We start from the raw sequence: 15,804 nt of genomic DNA on the forward strand, positions 1-15,804 counted from the left end.
ATACCCGCTTACTTTTTGAGGAGACGGTGTTGTGAAACTATTTTTTGCCTCAGATTTGCACGGTTCTTTACCGGCAACCGAAGAGACCATCCAGCTATACTTGGCATCAGGTGCTGACCATTTAATTTTGTTAGGCGATATACTTAATTACGGTCCAAGAAACCCGCTGCCAGATGGCCATGACCCACTGCAAGTTGCAGAGTTACTGAATCAGTACAGTGATCAGATTATTGCTGTGCGTGGTAACTGTGACAGCGAAGTTGACCAGATGCTACTTAATTTCCCTATGATGATGGATTACGCCTGGGTTTTACTTGAGTCTGGTAAGCGTTTATTTTTGACCCATGGTCATTTGTATAATAGTGAAAAGCGTCCTTCGCTACGTGAAGGTGATGTCATTGCGCTTGGTCATACACACGTGCCGGTTGCTGAGATGCAAAATGGCGCGGTGATATTTAATCCTGGCTCGATGACGTTTCCACGTAATGGCTTACCAAGAAGCTATGGCTTACTGGAAAATAATACGCTAACAGTGCAGACACCGGAAGGTGAGGTGTTGGCACAAACAACGATTTAGCCGTTTAGTCGAATGAATAGAAAGGGATCCATTGGTTTCCTTTCTTTTCCTTTGTTTTTGATTGAACAACATTACATTAGCAGCTTGATGCCAACAGCAAAAGTGAGGATTTCGAAGGCGATTTTAATCACTCGATTGCTATAACGCGTTGCTGCCCATGCGCCTAGACTCCCCCCCAAGAAAGAGCTCACTAATAATATTGGAAGCCATGCCCAGTGGATCGGAGCGCCAGCTTGAACCACGGCGATTCCCCCAATACCATTCCAAAATAGCCCAACGCATACCATGGTATAAGCAACGGCTTGTTTGTAGTCATAGCCAAACCAGCGGACTAAAAATAGCGTAACGAGTAAACCTGAACCCGCTGTCAGTGAGCCGTTGATCACGCCGATAACCATTAAGCCCATACCGCCCACAGCCAAGCCAAAGGGATCTCGGTGCGATCTGGTTTCAGTTTGGCCGAGTTCTTTTTTAAAGCGAGAATAAGTACCGAGTGCAAGGATCATGGTACCAAGCATTTTTTCTGCAATACCATCAGGGAGCTGCACGATGAGGTTGGCACCTAGAACCACACCAATGCTACCAACCAGTATTAGGTAGAGTGCAACTTTGGCTTTGATTGTTCCTGCTTTTAGATGCGTACTCGCTGCTCCTAAGCCGAGCGCCACTGAAGCGACTTTATGAGTCGCTAGCGCGACAGAGAAAGGCAGCCCAAGAAAGATCAAAAGAGGGAATTGCAGCAAGCCAGCACCGCCGCCAGAAAGCGAAGCTAGCGTATTGGCGATAAGAGAGCCGAGAAAGAGAGTAAGAGTATTTAGCCAATCCATGAGCAAAATAAAGGGGGCGTCTTGCCCCCTACTATCGAATCAAAATCAGTTTCTAAACAGTACCGTAGAACCGTGGTTGAGGCTAGTTAATAGCAGTGTTTTTTCGTCAACGATATCGATGCGGCGACTTTGCTCCGCATCAAGTTTGAAGATTTGTGTAATCAAGTGAAGTTGATCCTCAGAAAAATCTTTGGACTGAGATGAGGAGATATCTTTGAATTCAGATGGCGTGACCAACAAATAATTGTCACTGATTTCCCAGCGACCTCTTTCTGAAATGTTGATGGTGGATTCAGAAGTTGAGTCTTGCGCAAACAACTTGATGTTCGCCACGCGAATGTAATCACCATTTGGTAGGTATTTTACGTTTGATTCAACATTGACACGGCGAAGTGGCCCCATCGTACTATCGGGGGTGGTATCCTTAATCAGTGTCACCATGTTTGACTGCCATTCGTTGGCGGTCAGAACTTGTTCTATTTTTAGGTCACTGCCCCAATATAGCCAACCACTAAAAAGGATAGATACGGCTAAAACCGCAGATGCTACTTTAATCTTCATTTCAGCCTCCTTTAATTACAAATATCGGTTGGGTCGTTACGATCAGCGAAGATACGCAGCGTCACATTTTCATACGAATGGTTGCTATCGTGGATGTAGTTCAAGGTTAGGTGGTTATTTTGACCACCCGTTGCGATAACCTTCATCGGAGAGGAGTCTTCGATGTGGTGCTCAACATAGCGCTTTATACATTGCTCTATAGACGGGAGCCAACGGTTCAGTTGAGGATGGTTCACTGGTGTCATGACGGGCACATTGTGATACTCGCCAATTTGACGGAATTGCGATTCTGCAGGAGAGGTGAACAATACAACACAAATTGGTAATAGTAATGCCAGTAGGAGAAGCGCACGCACTAGCCAGTTGCTTGTGGTAGAAACAGGGGCTGCTTGTGAGGTTTCTAGCGGTGTTTCACCGTCTTTGTTTACGTCTGCAGTGGTTTCTGTGGGCTGTTCCGTAGACTGCTCTAAATCAACGATAGGCGCTTCGCTTTCACTATCAAGGTTTTCGTGAGAAAAGGGGGAATCTGAGCAAAGTGGACTTAAGCGTTCAACGGAACAAATCAGTTGGTAGCCACGTTTAGGAACGGTTTTTATGAATTCAGGTGACTTTGTTGAATCCTTCAACATTTTACGCAAAGTTGAAATGGCTTGAGTTAGGCTTGAATCATCCACCTCAAAGCCTTGTTCACGCCAAACAAACTCGTGCAGTTCGTTGCGTGTTAATACTTCGTTAGGTCTCTCAGTCAACATCAGGAGGATACGACTTTCGTTACTTCCTAATCGAACAACTTCATTGTCGCATTGTTGGTCAGTGAGCGAATTGCTATTTGGATCAAAGACAAATCTTTGAGCAATTAAAAACTTGGTGCCGATGTTTGTCATTTAGCTCTTCTTAAGTGGATGATTCTATATACAAAGTGATTCACGTCACACAATTGGATCGGACGCAAAGGCACGTGTTACGTTTTAGATGATTTTAGGAAAGTAGGATAATTAAAATTATCTTAAAAAACACTGTTTTTAGCAATTTTGACCTTGAATTTACATTTGTCAGCCACATGTTAAATGACATATTAGTAATGCAATTTCGATGAGATTGCTGTTAGGGGTATGTCAGATAACGCCCCCTTAATTTAGATGTTATGGAGTAAACATGAGCGAAACCGTCTCTCAAAATAAAGAAACTCGTGGCTTTCAATCAGAAGTAAAACAGTTACTTCACCTGATGATTCATTCTCTTTATTCCAATAAAGAAATTTTCTTACGCGAGCTAATTTCAAATGCATCTGATGCCTCAGATAAATTGCGCTTCCAAGCGTTATCGAATCCAGACCTATATAACGGTAATGCGGATCTCGGCGTAAAACTGGCGTTTGATGAAAATGCGAATACGCTAACGATTTCTGATAATGGCATTGGTATGAGCCGTGATGACGTTATCGAGCATCTTGGTACGATTGCAAAGTCAGGCACGGCAGAATTTTTCTCAAAATTATCTGATGAACAAAGTAAAGATTCTCAGTTGATTGGTCAATTTGGTGTAGGCTTCTATTCTGCGTTCATCGTCGCTGATACGGTAACGGTACGCACTCGTGCCGCAGGTCTTGCCGCTGATGAAGCCGTACAATGGCGCTCTGCGGGTGAAGGAGAGTACACCATTGAGACCATCACTAAAGATTCTCGTGGTACTGATATCGTGCTTCACATGCGTGAGGAAGGAAAAGAGTTCCTAAATGAATGGCGTCTACGTGATGTGATCAGCAAATACTCTGATCATATCGGCATCCCAGTTTCTATCCAAACTGCGGTTCGCGATGACGAAGGTAAAGAAACGGGTGAGAAGAAGTGGGAGCAAATTAATAAAGCTCAAGCACTTTGGACTCGCAATAAGTCAGATATCTCTGAAGAGGAGTACCGAGAGTTCTACAAGCATGTCTCTCACGACTTCGCAGACCCTCTTACTTGGAGTCATAACCGTGTAGAAGGTAAGAACGACTACACTAGCTTACTTTACATTCCAGCAAATGCGCCTTGGGATATGATGAATCGCGACCATAAATCGGGTCTCAAACTGTATGTACAGCGTGTCTTCATTATGGATGATGCAGAGCAGTTCATGCCGTCTTACCTGCGCTTTATTCGTGGTTTGATTGACTCCAATGATCTGCCATTAAACGTATCGCGTGAAATCCTACAAGACAACAAGGTCACTCAGTCGTTACGTAATGCTTGTACTAAACGCGTCCTGACAATGCTTGAGCGCATGGCTAAGAATGATGAAGAGAAATACCAATCATTTTGGAAAGAGTTCGGCCTTGTGATGAAAGAAGGCGTTGCAGAAGACATGGCAAACAAAGAGAAAGTGGCCGGTCTATTGCGCTTTGCTACAACAGAAGTGGATTCGGCTGAGCAAACCGTGGGTTTGGCGTCTTACGTTGAACGCATGAAAGAAGGCCAAGATAAGATTTACTACCTAACAGCAGATAGCTACGCAGCAGCGAAAAACAGCCCTCACCTAGAGCAGTTCAAAGCAAAAGGCATCGAAGTGATTTTGATGTTCGACCGCATTGACGAGTGGCTGATGAACTACCTGACAGAGTTTGATGGCAAGCAGTTCCAATCGATCACGAAAGCAGGCTTAGACTTAAGCAAGTTTGAAGACGAAGCGGAAAAAGAAAAGCAGAAAGAAACGGAAGAAGAGTTTAAGTCTGTCGTTGAGCGCACTAAGTCTTACCTAGGCGATCGTGTGAAAGAAGTGCGTACTACCTTCAAACTAGCAACAACACCGGCAGTGGTTGTTACAGATGACTTTGAAATGGGAACGCAAATGGCGAAGCTTCTTGAAGCAGCAGGCCAAGCGGTACCAGAAGTGAAGTACATCTTCGAAATTAACCCTGAACATGAACTAGTGAAGCGCATGGCGGATGAAGCCGATGAAGAAGCATTTGGCCGTTGGGTTGAAGTTTTACTAGGTCAAGCAATGCTGGCAGAGCGAGGTTCTATGGAAGATCCTACGCAATTTGTAGGTGCTATCAATAAGCTTTTGACTAAGGTTTAATAGTCAAATATCAGCAAAAAGCTCATAGATTCACCCTTTAAGTGTTGAGTTAGTAATCAATAAGGCAAGAAAGCAGGCTTCACTAACATTCTTTAGTCTTAAACTGCTCATTGAATGATGAACCTGTGTTAGAATCCCAAACTTGAATGTGACTAATAAGGCGTGTATTTTGGCTCGCCTAATACGTTATACCGAAACTTATCGTTGCGTGCTTCTAAGGGTTGATGTCCGGGAAGGTTAGTTATTGTGAGCTTCGGTATAAATCTTAAATAGTAAAGAGGATAAATCATGCGCATCATTCTTCTAGGTGCTCCAGGTGCAGGTAAAGGCACACAAGCAAACTTCATCATGGAAAAATACGGTATTCCACAAATCTCTACTGGTGATATGCTTCGTGCTGCTATCAAAGCAGGTACAGAGCTTGGTAAGCAAGCTAAAGCTGTTATCGACGCTGGTCAGCTAGTTTCTGATGAAATCATCCTTGGTCTTATCAAAGAACGTATCGCTCAAGACGATTGCGCGAAAGGTTTCCTACTAGATGGTTTCCCACGTACTATCCCTCAAGCAGATGGTTTAAAAGAAATGGGCGTTGACGTAGATTACGTGATTGAGTTCGACGTTGCAGACAGCGTTATTGTTGAGCGTATGGCTGGTCGTCGTGCGCATCTACCATCAGGTCGTACTTACCATGTTGTTTACAACCCACCTAAAGTGGAAGGTAAAGATGATGTGACAGGCGAAGATCTTGTTGTTCGTGATGACGATAAAGAAGAGACAGTACGTGCACGTCTCGGTGTTTACCATGAGCAAACTGCACCACTAATCGAGTACTACGGTAAAGAAGCAGAAGCGGGTAACACTAAGTACCTTAAATTCGACGGTACTAAGCAAGTTGCAGAAGTCAGTGCAGATATTGAGAAAGCACTGGCATAATTTGCTAACGGCAAAATTTAATATTTTGATATATTGAAAAGCGACCTCAGGGTCGCTTTTTTTATTCAGCCTGTAAGTATGGTGAACGATTTCGTGTATTTCACCGTACAAGCAAAGTCGTTTACCATGAATAGGATGTTATGAAAAACAATAATAAACAGGGCGTGTTGTTGGTGAACTTAGGTACGCCTGACGAGCCAACTACGACTGCGGTAAAACGCTTTTTAAGCCAGTTCCTCCATGATCACCGCGTTGTCGACATGACAAGGTGGCTGTGGTGTCCGATTCTTCACGGTGTCATCTTGCCAATTCGTTCACCAAAAGTAGCCAAGCTTTATCAATCCGTCTGGATGGAAGAGGGATCGCCTTTAATGGTGTACTCAAAACGACAAGCAGAGAAGCTGCGATCAGCATTAGAGATGCCAGTTGAGCTTGGTATGACTTACGGCAACCCAAGTTTGCTGTCGGGCTTTGAAGCGCTGCAAGCTCAAGGTGTAGAGGAAGTGATTGTATTACCTCTTTACCCACAGTACTCGGGCACAACGACAGCCGCAGTCTCTGACGGCATGACGAAGGCATTCAAAAAGATGCCAGTAATGCCAGAGTTCAGCTTTATTCGTGATTACCACAACCATCCCAAATACATCGCGGCATTGGCTCAATCGGTGCGTGACCATTGGGCTGAGCATGGCCGTGGCGATTATCTGCTGTGTTCTTACCACGGTATTCCAAAGCGCTACGCCGATAATGGCGATATCTACCCTCAACACTGTGAAATGACGACGCGTTTGTTGGGGGAAGCGCTGGGTTTGAATGAAGAGCAAATCGGCATGACATATCAGTCACGCTTTGGCCGTGAAGAGTGGCTACAACCTTATACAGACAAAACGTTGGAAGTACTACCAAGCCAAGGTAAGAAAAAGCTGAATGTCATTACACCAGCGTTCTCTGCCGATTGTTTAGAAACGCTTGAGGAAATTTCTGAAGAGTGTCATGAGATTTACCTAGAAGCGGGCGGCGAGAGCTTTAGCTATATTCCTTGTTTAAATGACAACGACTTACACATCGAGATGATGGCCGAGCTAGTTCGAGCCAAGCTTTAAATTCTTTTTGAATACAAAAAGGGTCGCACGACCCTTTGTTGTTATTTACACTTTATATTAAGCAACTTGTGTTTGTTGTTCTTCAATCTGTTCTATTGTGCTGTTCGTCTTTTCTGCACCGTGCATCCAGCGTACTAGCGTGTTAGAGAACAGTAGTAGAATCACACCAGAGATCGTTGCTGTGACTGCAATACCGCTGAAGATTGCTAGAGCACCGAGCTCACCTACGTGAGAACCCACGTAACCAGCAACATAGTTTGCAATTGCGTTACAGCCAAACCATGCTCCCATCATAAGTGAAGCAAGACGTAGCGGAGCTAGCTTGGTGACTAGCGATAGACCGATAGGAGATAGACATAGTTCACCCAGCGTATGGAAGAAGAATGCACCTACTAGCCATAGCATTGATGTTTTCACTGCAGTGTCGCCACCTTGTTCAATGACCGCACCAACCATACATAGGAAGCCAAGCGCGAGGAAGAACATCGCCAAAGCAAATTTTACCGGTGAGTTTGGCTCTCGCTTACCTAGTTTCACCCAAAGTACAGCTAATACCGGCGCTAGTGTGATGATGAAAAATGGGTTTAGTGATTGGAACCATGCTGCAGGTACTTCGAAGCCACCAATCATACGATCGGTGTATTGCTGCGTGTAAATGTTCATTAGACCGCCTGCTTGCTCAAAGCCTGCCCAAAAGACGATGGTAAACATGCTCATCACAAGGATTACGTTGATACGATCCGCTTCTTCTTTGGTCAGAGGCTCTTTTTTTGCTGACTTCTTGAGTGCTAGGTCACGCTTCGCAGCAGGTTCACGGCCAATATCACCAAGCCAAGATTGAGCAAATGTCATTTGCATTACAAGGCTGATAAGCATACCAATGCCAGCGGCTACGAAGCCGGCTTTCCAACCGAACTCATTGGTGACTGAACCTGAAATCACACCTGCGAGCAGTGCGCCGATGTTGATACCCATGTAGAAAATAGTGAAAGCACCATCACGACGGTTATCACCTTCGTTGTATAGATCACCAACCATGGTCGAGATATTTGGCTTGAATAGACCGTTACCGCAGATAAGTAAAGCAAGGCCTAGGTAAAAGGTATGTAGAGAACTAAGGCCAAGAATGTCTGCTGGCATTGCTAGTGTGAACTGGCCTATCGCCATCAGTGCACCACCAATCAGGATAGAACGGCGTTGACCTAAGTAGTTATCCGCAAGGTAACCACCAATAAGAGGAGTGATGTAGACAAGCCCAGTATAGATGCCGTAAAGATCTAGAGCATCTTTAGTCGACCAGCCAAGACCACCGTTCATGGTTGCGTCAGTCAGGTAAAGTACTAGAATGGCGCGCATTGCGTAGTAAGAAAAGCGTTCCCATAGTTCAGTTCCGAACAATAAGAACAAGCCACGTGGGTGACCAAAGTATTGATGTTGGTTTGACATAAGCTCTTCTAATAGTCGTTATTACATTTTTTAACGGAGTCTACGTATACATGGCTATTTAGGCGGTGACAAACAATAAAATTTCACGTGACGATTCAATAACTTTATTATGTTGCTGTTTTGTGGTGATATTGTGGAATATTTGTCGGTATATTTGATGTGTTACAAACTTACTTTCCATTTTTGTCTATGGACTTGCCCGTTAAGTGTCTGAAAATAAAAAAGTATCATGGCGAAGATTTAGCCATATGCACATAGATTGCTTGAATGTCCATGACTCAATATTGGCTTAATGCTAGGATGATAAAAAATACATAATTGGCTAGTCATGAAATGAAACGTTGGTATCTACTTTATTGCAAGCGTGGAGAGCAAGTAAGGGCGAAGCAACACTTAGAGAATCAAGGTGTGGAATGTTTCTACCCTACTGTTGAGGTTGAAAAGATCTTGCGTAGTAAACGACAAAAAGTCGAAGAACCGTTATTTCCATGTTATGTATTTGCTCGATTTGACTATGAGCAAGGGCCGAGCTTTACGTCGATTCGCTCTACACGTGGAGTGGTAGACTTCGTCCGTTTTGGAGCTCAACCAAAAGAAATCGAAGGAGATTTGATCTTCGAACTTAAGCAGTTAGAGCAATGCACCGTAGAAGATATAAACTCGGAGTGTATGCCGCAACCTGGTGACCAAATTAGAGTCAAAAGTGGGCAGTTTGCCGGTATTGACGCTATCTACCAAGAGCAAGATGGAGAGAAGCGTTCTATTCTGTTGGTGCAGATGATCACTAAGCACGTGCCAGTTAGCTTAAACAACAGTGACTTGGATCTGAAGTAACACGAATTCAAATCAAAAAGAGGTGCGAAAGCACCTCTTTTTGATCGTAGTGAATTTATTTGTCTGAAAGGGCTGGTGGAGCCAGTCCAATCGTTATGTCATGAAAATGACTTAGTAAGCGTCGTTGTGAACGGTTTGTACCGCACGCCCTGATGGGTCTACGCAGTTTTGGAAAGATTCATCCCACTCGATCGCTTTCGCAGATGAACATGCGACAGAAGGGCCACCAGGGACACATTCTGCAGCTGAAGGTAAGGGGAAGAGCTCTTCAAAGATCTCACGATACACATAACCTTCTTTTGTGGTTGGTGTGTTGTACGGGAAGCGGTATTGAGCGGTCTCCATTTGCTGTTCGGTCACTTTCTGTTCCGCGACTTCTTTTAGCGTATCGATCCAGCTGTAGCCAACACCATCAGAGAACTGCTCTTTTTGGCGCCATGCAATCGACTCCGGTAGGTAATGCTCAAAACACTCACGAAGAATATGTTTTTCCATTTTACCGTTGCCGCACATTTTGTCTGCTGGATTCAAACGCATTGCCACGTCGATGAACTCTTTGTCTAGGAAAGGCACACGGCCTTCTACCCCCCAAGCTGCCAGCGATTTGTTTGCTCGTGCACAATCAAACATATTTAGAGCAAGCAGTTTACGTACGGTTTCCTCATGGAACTCTTGTGCGTTGGGTGCTTTGTGGAAGTAAAGGTAACCGCCGAATATCTCATCCGCGCCTTCGCCAGAAAGTACCATCTTAATGCCCATCGCTTTAATCTTACGTCCCATTAAGAACATTGGTGTTGATGCGCGAATTGTTGTGACATCGTAAGTTTCAATGTGGTAAATCACGTCACGAATTGCGTCTAAGCCTTCTTGGATGGTGTAAGTCATCTCGTGATGGACGGTGCCAATTTGCTCTGCGACTTCGCGGGCCGCTTTCAAATCGGGCGCACCTTCTAGACCAACAGCAAAAGAGTGCAGTTGTGGCCACCACGCTTCAGATTTCTCATCATCTTCAATGCGCATCGCGGCGAATCGTTTTGCTACTGCCGAAGTGATCGACGAGTCCAGACCGCCAGAAAGAAGTACACCATAAGGAACGTCTGTCATTAGCTGACGTTTTACTGCGGCTTCCAGTGCTTCGGTTAATTCTTCCTTACTGGTTGAGTTACCTTGCACGGCCGCGTATTCGTTCCAGTCTCGGATGTAGTAACGTTGTGGCTCTGAATCGGCACTAGCGTAATGGCAACCAGGAGGGAATTCACTGACGGTTTTACATACCGATACAAGTGCTTTCATTTCAGATGCGACATAGTAGTTGCCGTGTTCGTCGTAACCTTGGTAAAGCGGAATGATACCGATGTGGTCACGACCTATTAGGTACTCATCATTTTCTTCGTCGTATAGGACGAATGCGAAAATACCGTTGAGTTCTTCAAGAAGGTCTGCGCCTTTGTCTTGGTAAAGCGCGAGAATCACTTCACAATCAGAGTCCGTCTGAAATTCGTATTTGCCTTCGTAACGCGCACGGATCTCTTTGTGGTTGTAGATTTCACCGTTTACAGCAAGGATGAGTTTTTTATCTGGGCTGTATAGTGGCTGAGCACCGCTATTTAGGCCAACGATGGCTAAGCGCTCGTGCGCTAAAATAGCGCGTTCTGAAGAGTAAATACCAGACCAGTCAGGGCCACGGTGGCGAAGTTTTTTCGACATCTCTAATGCGATAGGGCGCAATGAAGCAGCATCACTTTTAATGTCTAAAATGCCAAATACTGAACACATACAACATCCTTTTTAAACTAGACAATTTTTAATCGGTATGGCTCCAATTTGCCATTCTGAGTAAAAAAAGCAACGTTTTATGAATAAAAAAATCATAAAAAGGCTTGTTAGTTGGAAAACATTTAACAAAATCTAGTTTTTGGTGAATGTGATTAAGGTTTGGTTGAAATAGTGTACAAAAAAGCCCTCTTATTCGCAGAGGGCTCAATAAAAATAGGGTTTTTGATGCTTATTTGATAGGGGTAAATTGAGGTTGAAGTTGATCGCAAACATGACGAGCAAAGCCACTACCAGCTTCACTGTAGATGTTAAATGCTGCATCGACTCCACTTTCTAGTAAGCCTTCTAGTTGATCGGGATATTCGGCAATTGCAGCAATTTGGCCTTTGTAGTTTCGGCTTTGTAATTGCTCAAGTGCGGTTTGGTTTCCTTGATGGTGTGGCATCGCCAGAAGAACCATCTTCACGTTCGCGGTATCTAAGATACGTTCCCAAAAATCCGGGTCAGTCGCATCGCCGGAAATCACATTACGGCCTTCAGATCGGTGTTTATGGGCAGCGTCTTCACGAACTTCGACACCAAGAGAGATCTTGCCATAGCGAGCGCGAAGTTCATCATAAGCACCTGTACCAATTCGACCCATACCTAAAATCAATATTTGCGCATGCCCTGGATTGATGAGTTGGTCACGTTGGTTCAGCTTCTCTGCCGCCGTTTCTTGTAGCCACTTACCCGAGTGTTGGTAAATTTGATGACCAAGTCTGTTTAGTGGCGCAGAAATGATGAATGAGATAGAAACGGCGACCGCAATCGCGGCTAGTATATCGCTTGGCATCCATCCCATATTATACGCAAGGCCACCCACAATCAGGCCAAATTCACTGTAATTGAACAGTGAAAGTGATGTAAGTAAAGAGGTACGAACACGGAACTTAAAGTAGTTGATGGTTAGGAAGTAAAGCACCCCTTTGATTGGTAGTAACAGAATAAAGAGCAGCGCGAGGCCTACACCGTTAAAGCTCAGTGATGCGGATAGGCCAATGTTTAGGAAGAAACAGACTAAAAACAGTTCCTTCATGTTAAATAGGGCTTTGGAAAGCTCTGACGCTTTGCGGTGGCCGGCGAGTAGCATGCCAAGGATCAGCGCGCCGAGATCTGGCTTCATACCAACCAATTCAAATAAGCCTGCGCCGACAACGAGTGCGAAAAAGATGCCAAATAGCACCAGCATTTCACCGTGGCCGACTTTGTCTAACACTTTGTAGAACAGTGGACGAAGTAGCGGCAGGGCAAACAGGCCAATGGCATACCATTCAGGGATTTTCCCTGTTGATGCGGTCAAGAACACCACGGCAAAGATATCTTGCATAACAAGAATACCGATAGCCAGAGTGCCGTAAGTGGCATTTATTTCCCCCTTTTCTTGCAGAGTCTTAACAGCAAAAACGGTACTAGAGAATGAGAGGGCGAACGCTAAGAGCAATATTTGCGTGCTGTCCATGTCCGTTAACGAGGACAGGCCAAGCAGCTTTAATCCGATAAGAACCAGCGCAAAGAACAGAGTGGAAATAATATTGTGCACGGTCGCGCCACCCCAGATCTCTTTGGAAAGTAGGGTTTTGACATCAAGCTTTAAACCGATAGTGAAAAGTAGAAGCGTCACACCGAGATCGGCGAGGGTGATGATGACCTCATTGCTCTGATAACCAAAAGCATGCAAGCCAAAGCCCGCAAGCAGAAAGCCAACCAGAGGTGGGAGGTTGCACTTGAGCGCAATAAAACCAGCTATAAAAGCCGTTGTAATTAGAATAATTTCCATACTGTTGAGCTATATTCCTGATATACAAAAACGGGCTGTGAAATCACAGCCCGAGATTGTAACTTAATTGGATGTATAAACTTAGTCTTCTAGTAACTTTTGTAACAAAACACCGTTTAACATGGCACGTTTAATCATTGCAAATGCACCCATGGTTGGTTGCTTATCAATATGTGATGCGACGATAGGGAGTTCGTTGTGGAATGTTTTTAAAGATTGGTTTTCTACATTACGTCGAATCGCTGGGAAAACAATTTCTTCGGCCGCAGTGATATCACCCGCAATGACAATCTTTTGTGGGTTAAACAAGTTAACTGTAATTGCGATGGCTTTACCTAGCTGGTTACCCACACGTACCAAGCTTTGTTTTGCCAATTCATCCCCGCTAATGGCGTGACTACAAACATCTTCGATAGTGATGTGTTCCAGCTGAGTGAGGCTGGACTCGTAGCCTTGCGCGATCAATTGTCTGACTCGTTTTACGATGGCAGGGTTTGCAGCCACCGTTTCCAAGCAACCAAAGTTGCCACATTGACATTGTTCGCCTAAAGGGTCGATTTGAATATGGCCGATTTCACCCACGTTGCGATTAAAACCAAGGAATACCTCTCCCTTTACAATGATACCCGCTCCCGTACCTCGGTGAACACTAACAAGAATAGAGTCTTGGCAGTCTTGACTTGCACCAAAGTAGTGCTCGGCTAATGCCATGCTGCGAACATCATTACCGACAAAGCAGGCAGTATTAAACTTTTCACTAATGATCTCCCCAAGCGCGAGGTTATCGATATCAGTGTTTGGCATATACTCGACAACCCCTGTGGTTGGGTTAACCAAACCAGGAAGGGTAATACCAATTGCAATGAGCTGATCAATCTTATCTTGGCAACGATCACGAAAACCTTTCAATAACTCAATTAACCCTGTAATCAAGTCAGCTTGATTTGAGTAATGAAGTTCGTGCTGATCGGTAACTAAAGCCGTTCCGCCCAGATCGTATAAACAGAACTGAACATAGTCACGGCCCAATCGAATGGCGATAGAGTGGAATGGCTTCACTTCAGTGGTCAACGAGATAGCTCGGCGACCACCAGTAGAAGCTTGTTGCGCGACCTCTTTAATTAGACCGTGCTCTAAAAGTTGACGGGTTATTTTGGTAACACTTGCTGGAGCAAGCTGACTTACATCGGCTACCTGTATGCGGGAGATAGGACCTTGTTGGTCGATCAACCTATAAACAGCAGCACTGTTCAACTGCTTTACTAAATCTACATTACCAATCTGTCCGCCATTCATGCTTAATTTTGCTCGTATTGTCCGTTAACAACCGTCGCTTTTACATTGAAGTCACGATCGAAAATAGTTAGGTTTGCCACCATACCTTTTCGAATTCGGCCAAGACGCTCCTCAACACCGATAGCGGTAGCTGGATAAAGCGTAGCCATTCGTAGAGCTTCGTCTAAAGCGATGCCCGCGTGCTCAACGGTGTTCTGAACTGCTTCAATCATTGTCAGAGCTGAGCCGCCTAGTGTGCCGTTTTCATCAACACACTTACCATCTCGGTAATATACTTTCTTACCAACAAAAATAAAGTGATCCATGTCGGCACCTGCTGGAGCTGTGGCATCGGTCACCAAAACAAGCTTTTCACCTTTGATTTTATGCGCAATACGGATGTTCGCGTAATCAACATGGAAACCGTCTGCAATGATGCCTGCGTAAACTTCAGGCGTATCGTAAATAGCGCCCACAACACCAGGTTCACGACCCACCATTGGTGTCATCGCATTAAACAGGTGTGTAGCAAAGGTAATGCCTGCTTCAAAGCCTTCACGCGCTTCAGCATAGGTTGCATTCGTGTGGCCGATAGATACCACGATGCCAGCCGCTTTCAAACGTGAGATGTGCTCAGGATCGTTTTGTTCTGGTGCCAATGTTACTTTTGCAACGATGTCTGCGTTTTCACAGATAAGATCAATCATGCCGTCATCTGATGGGCGAATGAAATCAACGCTGTGGATGCCTTTTTTGGCAACGTTAAGGTAAGGGCCTTCTAAATGTAGGCCTAGTGATTGGTTTTTATATTGGTTGTGGTATTCGCGAGCTGCTGCGATTGAAGCACGCATGTCTTCGTCAGATGAAGTGATAAGGGTAGGCAGAAAGCTCGTACAGCCAGACTTTAAGTTCGCGTTATGCATAATCTGCATGGTTTCTGGTGTGATTTCGTCGTTAAGCATTACGCCACCACAGCCATTTAACTGAAGGTCTATGAAGCCTGGGCTTAGGTTTGCACCGTTTAAATCTCTAACTTCAATAGTCTCTGGTAATTGAGTCACAGGCACTACCGAGTGTATCTGATCGTTTTCAATGATAACCGCATGGTGGGTGAGAACGTCACTACCGGTATAGATTTTACAGTTACTTAGCGCGTACATATTCAGCGAGTCCTTATAAATTAGAATTCAATTTCTGCCTTGTTATCTAGATGATGTGCGAGTGAATCCTATGGATTACTTAGTTTGTATCACTGATTTAGATAACAGGTCACATACAGCAAGTCGCGTTTTATTAATGTTATTGTCATTGTAACCATTTGAAAAATATTGAATTAATTGCTTGTTGTTATTATTTTTCAGAGCAAAGCTACTGCGATTAGCCTGTTGAGAGACTAAAATAACACTGATTCTTTCTTGCATATAGTGCGAGAATTTTATCGTTAAAACGCCATTTTTTCGTATAATAAAATAAGTTTTATGATCTCGCTAGCAAAAACCTTTCTATTGGGCGATTTCTGGTGATTGTGATCACAAACAATGAGGTTTTAATTTGCGGAGCAAAATTAATATCATAAACTGGTGCGAACTAAAT

13 protein-coding genes are annotated in these 15,804 nt (G+C 44.3%); 5 read left to right on the forward strand and 8 right to left on the reverse strand.

The window, feature by feature from the left end:
- Positions 1–31 precede the first annotated feature (31 nt).
- Positions 32–577, forward strand: coding sequence for a phosphodiesterase (gene yfcE, locus AK965_RS09170; RefSeq protein ID WP_099079306.1), 546 nt, complete (start codon positions 32–34; stop codon positions 575–577).
- Positions 578–648: 71 nt separating this feature from the next.
- Here yfcE and AK965_RS09175 read toward each other — a convergent pair whose 3' ends face one another.
- The 3 genes from AK965_RS09175 to AK965_RS09185 are packed head-to-tail and all read right to left on the reverse strand — an operon-like array spanning position 649 to position 2,849.
- Positions 649–1,404: a sulfite exporter TauE/SafE family protein gene (locus tag AK965_RS09175; protein ID WP_099079307.1), complete on the reverse strand. Its 756-nt coding sequence runs from the start codon at positions 1,402–1,404 to the stop codon at positions 649–651.
- A gap of 45 nt (positions 1,405–1,449) precedes the next feature.
- The gene (locus tag AK965_RS09180; protein ID WP_099079308.1) at positions 1,450–1,965 is read right to left on the reverse strand and encodes a regulatory protein ToxS; all 516 of its coding nucleotides are present in this window, start codon (positions 1,963–1,965) and stop codon (positions 1,450–1,452) included.
- 11 nt (positions 1,966–1,976) lie between these two features.
- Positions 1,977–2,849 (reverse strand): transcriptional regulator, encoded by an 873-nt coding sequence (locus AK965_RS09185; protein WP_099079309.1) that lies wholly within the window; start codon positions 2,847–2,849, stop codon positions 1,977–1,979.
- A 271-nt stretch (positions 2,850–3,120) separates the two neighbouring features.
- Here AK965_RS09185 and htpG point away from each other — a divergent pair, with 271 nt between their 5' ends.
- The 3 genes from htpG (at position 3,121) to hemH (ending at position 7,061) form a co-directional block, all read left to right on the forward strand.
- Positions 3,121–5,025 carry a molecular chaperone HtpG gene (gene htpG / locus AK965_RS09190; RefSeq protein ID WP_099079310.1) on the forward strand — a complete coding sequence of 635 codons (1,905 nt, stop codon included), beginning with the start codon at positions 3,121–3,123 and terminating at the stop codon, positions 5,023–5,025.
- Positions 5,026–5,313: 288 nt separating this feature from the next.
- Positions 5,314–5,958 carry an adenylate kinase gene (adk, locus tag AK965_RS09195; RefSeq protein WP_099079311.1) on the forward strand — a complete coding sequence of 215 codons (645 nt, stop codon included), beginning with the start codon at positions 5,314–5,316 and terminating at the stop codon, positions 5,956–5,958.
- 140 nt (positions 5,959–6,098) lie between these two features.
- The gene (gene hemH / locus AK965_RS09200; RefSeq protein ID WP_099079312.1) at positions 6,099–7,061 is read left to right on the forward strand and encodes a ferrochelatase; all 963 of its coding nucleotides are present in this window, start codon (positions 6,099–6,101) and stop codon (positions 7,059–7,061) included.
- Positions 7,062–7,118: 57 nt separating this feature from the next.
- Here hemH and AK965_RS09205 read toward each other — a convergent pair whose 3' ends face one another.
- A complete protein-coding gene (locus AK965_RS09205) occupies positions 7,119–8,507 on the reverse strand; it encodes a peptide MFS transporter (protein ID WP_099079313.1) in 1,389 nt (462 codons plus the stop codon).
- Positions 8,508–8,840: 333 nt separating this feature from the next.
- Here AK965_RS09205 and rfaH point away from each other — a divergent pair, with 333 nt between their 5' ends.
- Positions 8,841–9,341, forward strand: coding sequence for a transcription/translation regulatory transformer protein RfaH (gene rfaH, locus AK965_RS09210; RefSeq protein ID WP_099079314.1), 501 nt, complete (start codon positions 8,841–8,843; stop codon positions 9,339–9,341).
- 111 nt (positions 9,342–9,452) lie between these two features.
- Here rfaH and asnB read toward each other — a convergent pair whose 3' ends face one another.
- The 4 genes from asnB to nagA form a co-directional block, all read right to left on the reverse strand.
- Positions 9,453–11,117, reverse strand: coding sequence for an asparagine synthase B (gene asnB / locus AK965_RS09215; RefSeq protein ID WP_099079315.1), 1,665 nt, complete (start codon positions 11,115–11,117; stop codon positions 9,453–9,455).
- Positions 11,118–11,346: 229 nt separating this feature from the next.
- Positions 11,347–12,936 carry a cation:proton antiporter family protein gene (locus AK965_RS09220; RefSeq protein ID WP_099079316.1) on the reverse strand — a complete coding sequence of 530 codons (1,590 nt, stop codon included), beginning with the start codon at positions 12,934–12,936 and terminating at the stop codon, positions 11,347–11,349.
- 81 nt (positions 12,937–13,017) lie between these two features.
- Positions 13,018–14,232: an ROK family protein gene (locus tag AK965_RS09225; RefSeq protein WP_099079317.1), complete on the reverse strand. Its 1,215-nt coding sequence runs from the start codon at positions 14,230–14,232 to the stop codon at positions 13,018–13,020.
- A 2-nt stretch (positions 14,233–14,234) separates the two neighbouring features.
- Positions 14,235–15,371 carry an N-acetylglucosamine-6-phosphate deacetylase gene (gene nagA / locus AK965_RS09230; RefSeq protein ID WP_099079318.1) on the reverse strand — a complete coding sequence of 379 codons (1,137 nt, stop codon included), beginning with the start codon at positions 15,369–15,371 and terminating at the stop codon, positions 14,235–14,237.
- Between the last annotated feature and the right edge of the window lie 433 nt (positions 15,372–15,804).

Origin of the sequence: Vibrio sp. PID17_43 (assembly GCF_002608565.1) — a bacterium.
In the GTDB taxonomy this organism is placed as follows: domain Bacteria; phylum Pseudomonadota; class Gammaproteobacteria; order Enterobacterales; family Vibrionaceae; genus Vibrio.

Excerpts from the sequence above, each read along its gene's own strand:
- AK965_RS09175 (WP_099079307.1), bottom strand. The coding sequence starts at position 1,404 with ATGGATTGGCTAAATACTCTTACTCTCTTTCTCGGCTCTCTTATCGCC.
- AK965_RS09180 (WP_099079308.1), bottom strand. The coding sequence starts at position 1,965 with ATGAAGATTAAAGTAGCATCTGCGGTTTTAGCCGTATCTATCCTTTTT.
- AK965_RS09185 (WP_099079309.1), bottom strand. The coding sequence starts at position 2,849 with ATGACAAACATCGGCACCAAGTTTTTAATTGCTCAAAGATTTGTCTTT.
- htpG (WP_099079310.1), top strand. The coding sequence starts at position 3,121 with ATGAGCGAAACCGTCTCTCAAAATAAAGAAACTCGTGGCTTTCAATCA.
- adk (WP_099079311.1), top strand. The coding sequence starts at position 5,314 with ATGCGCATCATTCTTCTAGGTGCTCCAGGTGCAGGTAAAGGCACACAA.
- hemH (WP_099079312.1), top strand. The coding sequence starts at position 6,099 with ATGAAAAACAATAATAAACAGGGCGTGTTGTTGGTGAACTTAGGTACG.
- AK965_RS09205 (WP_099079313.1), bottom strand. The coding sequence starts at position 8,507 with ATGTCAAACCAACATCAATACTTTGGTCACCCACGTGGCTTGTTCTTA.
- rfaH (WP_099079314.1), top strand. The coding sequence starts at position 8,841 with ATGAAACGTTGGTATCTACTTTATTGCAAGCGTGGAGAGCAAGTAAGG.
- asnB (WP_099079315.1), bottom strand. The coding sequence starts at position 11,117 with ATGTGTTCAGTATTTGGCATTTTAGACATTAAAAGTGATGCTGCTTCA.
- AK965_RS09220 (WP_099079316.1), bottom strand. The coding sequence starts at position 12,936 with ATGGAAATTATTCTAATTACAACGGCTTTTATAGCTGGTTTTATTGCG.
- AK965_RS09225 (WP_099079317.1), bottom strand. The coding sequence starts at position 14,232 with ATGAATGGCGGACAGATTGGTAATGTAGATTTAGTAAAGCAGTTGAAC.
- nagA (WP_099079318.1), bottom strand. The coding sequence starts at position 15,371 with ATGTACGCGCTAAGTAACTGTAAAATCTATACCGGTAGTGACGTTCTC.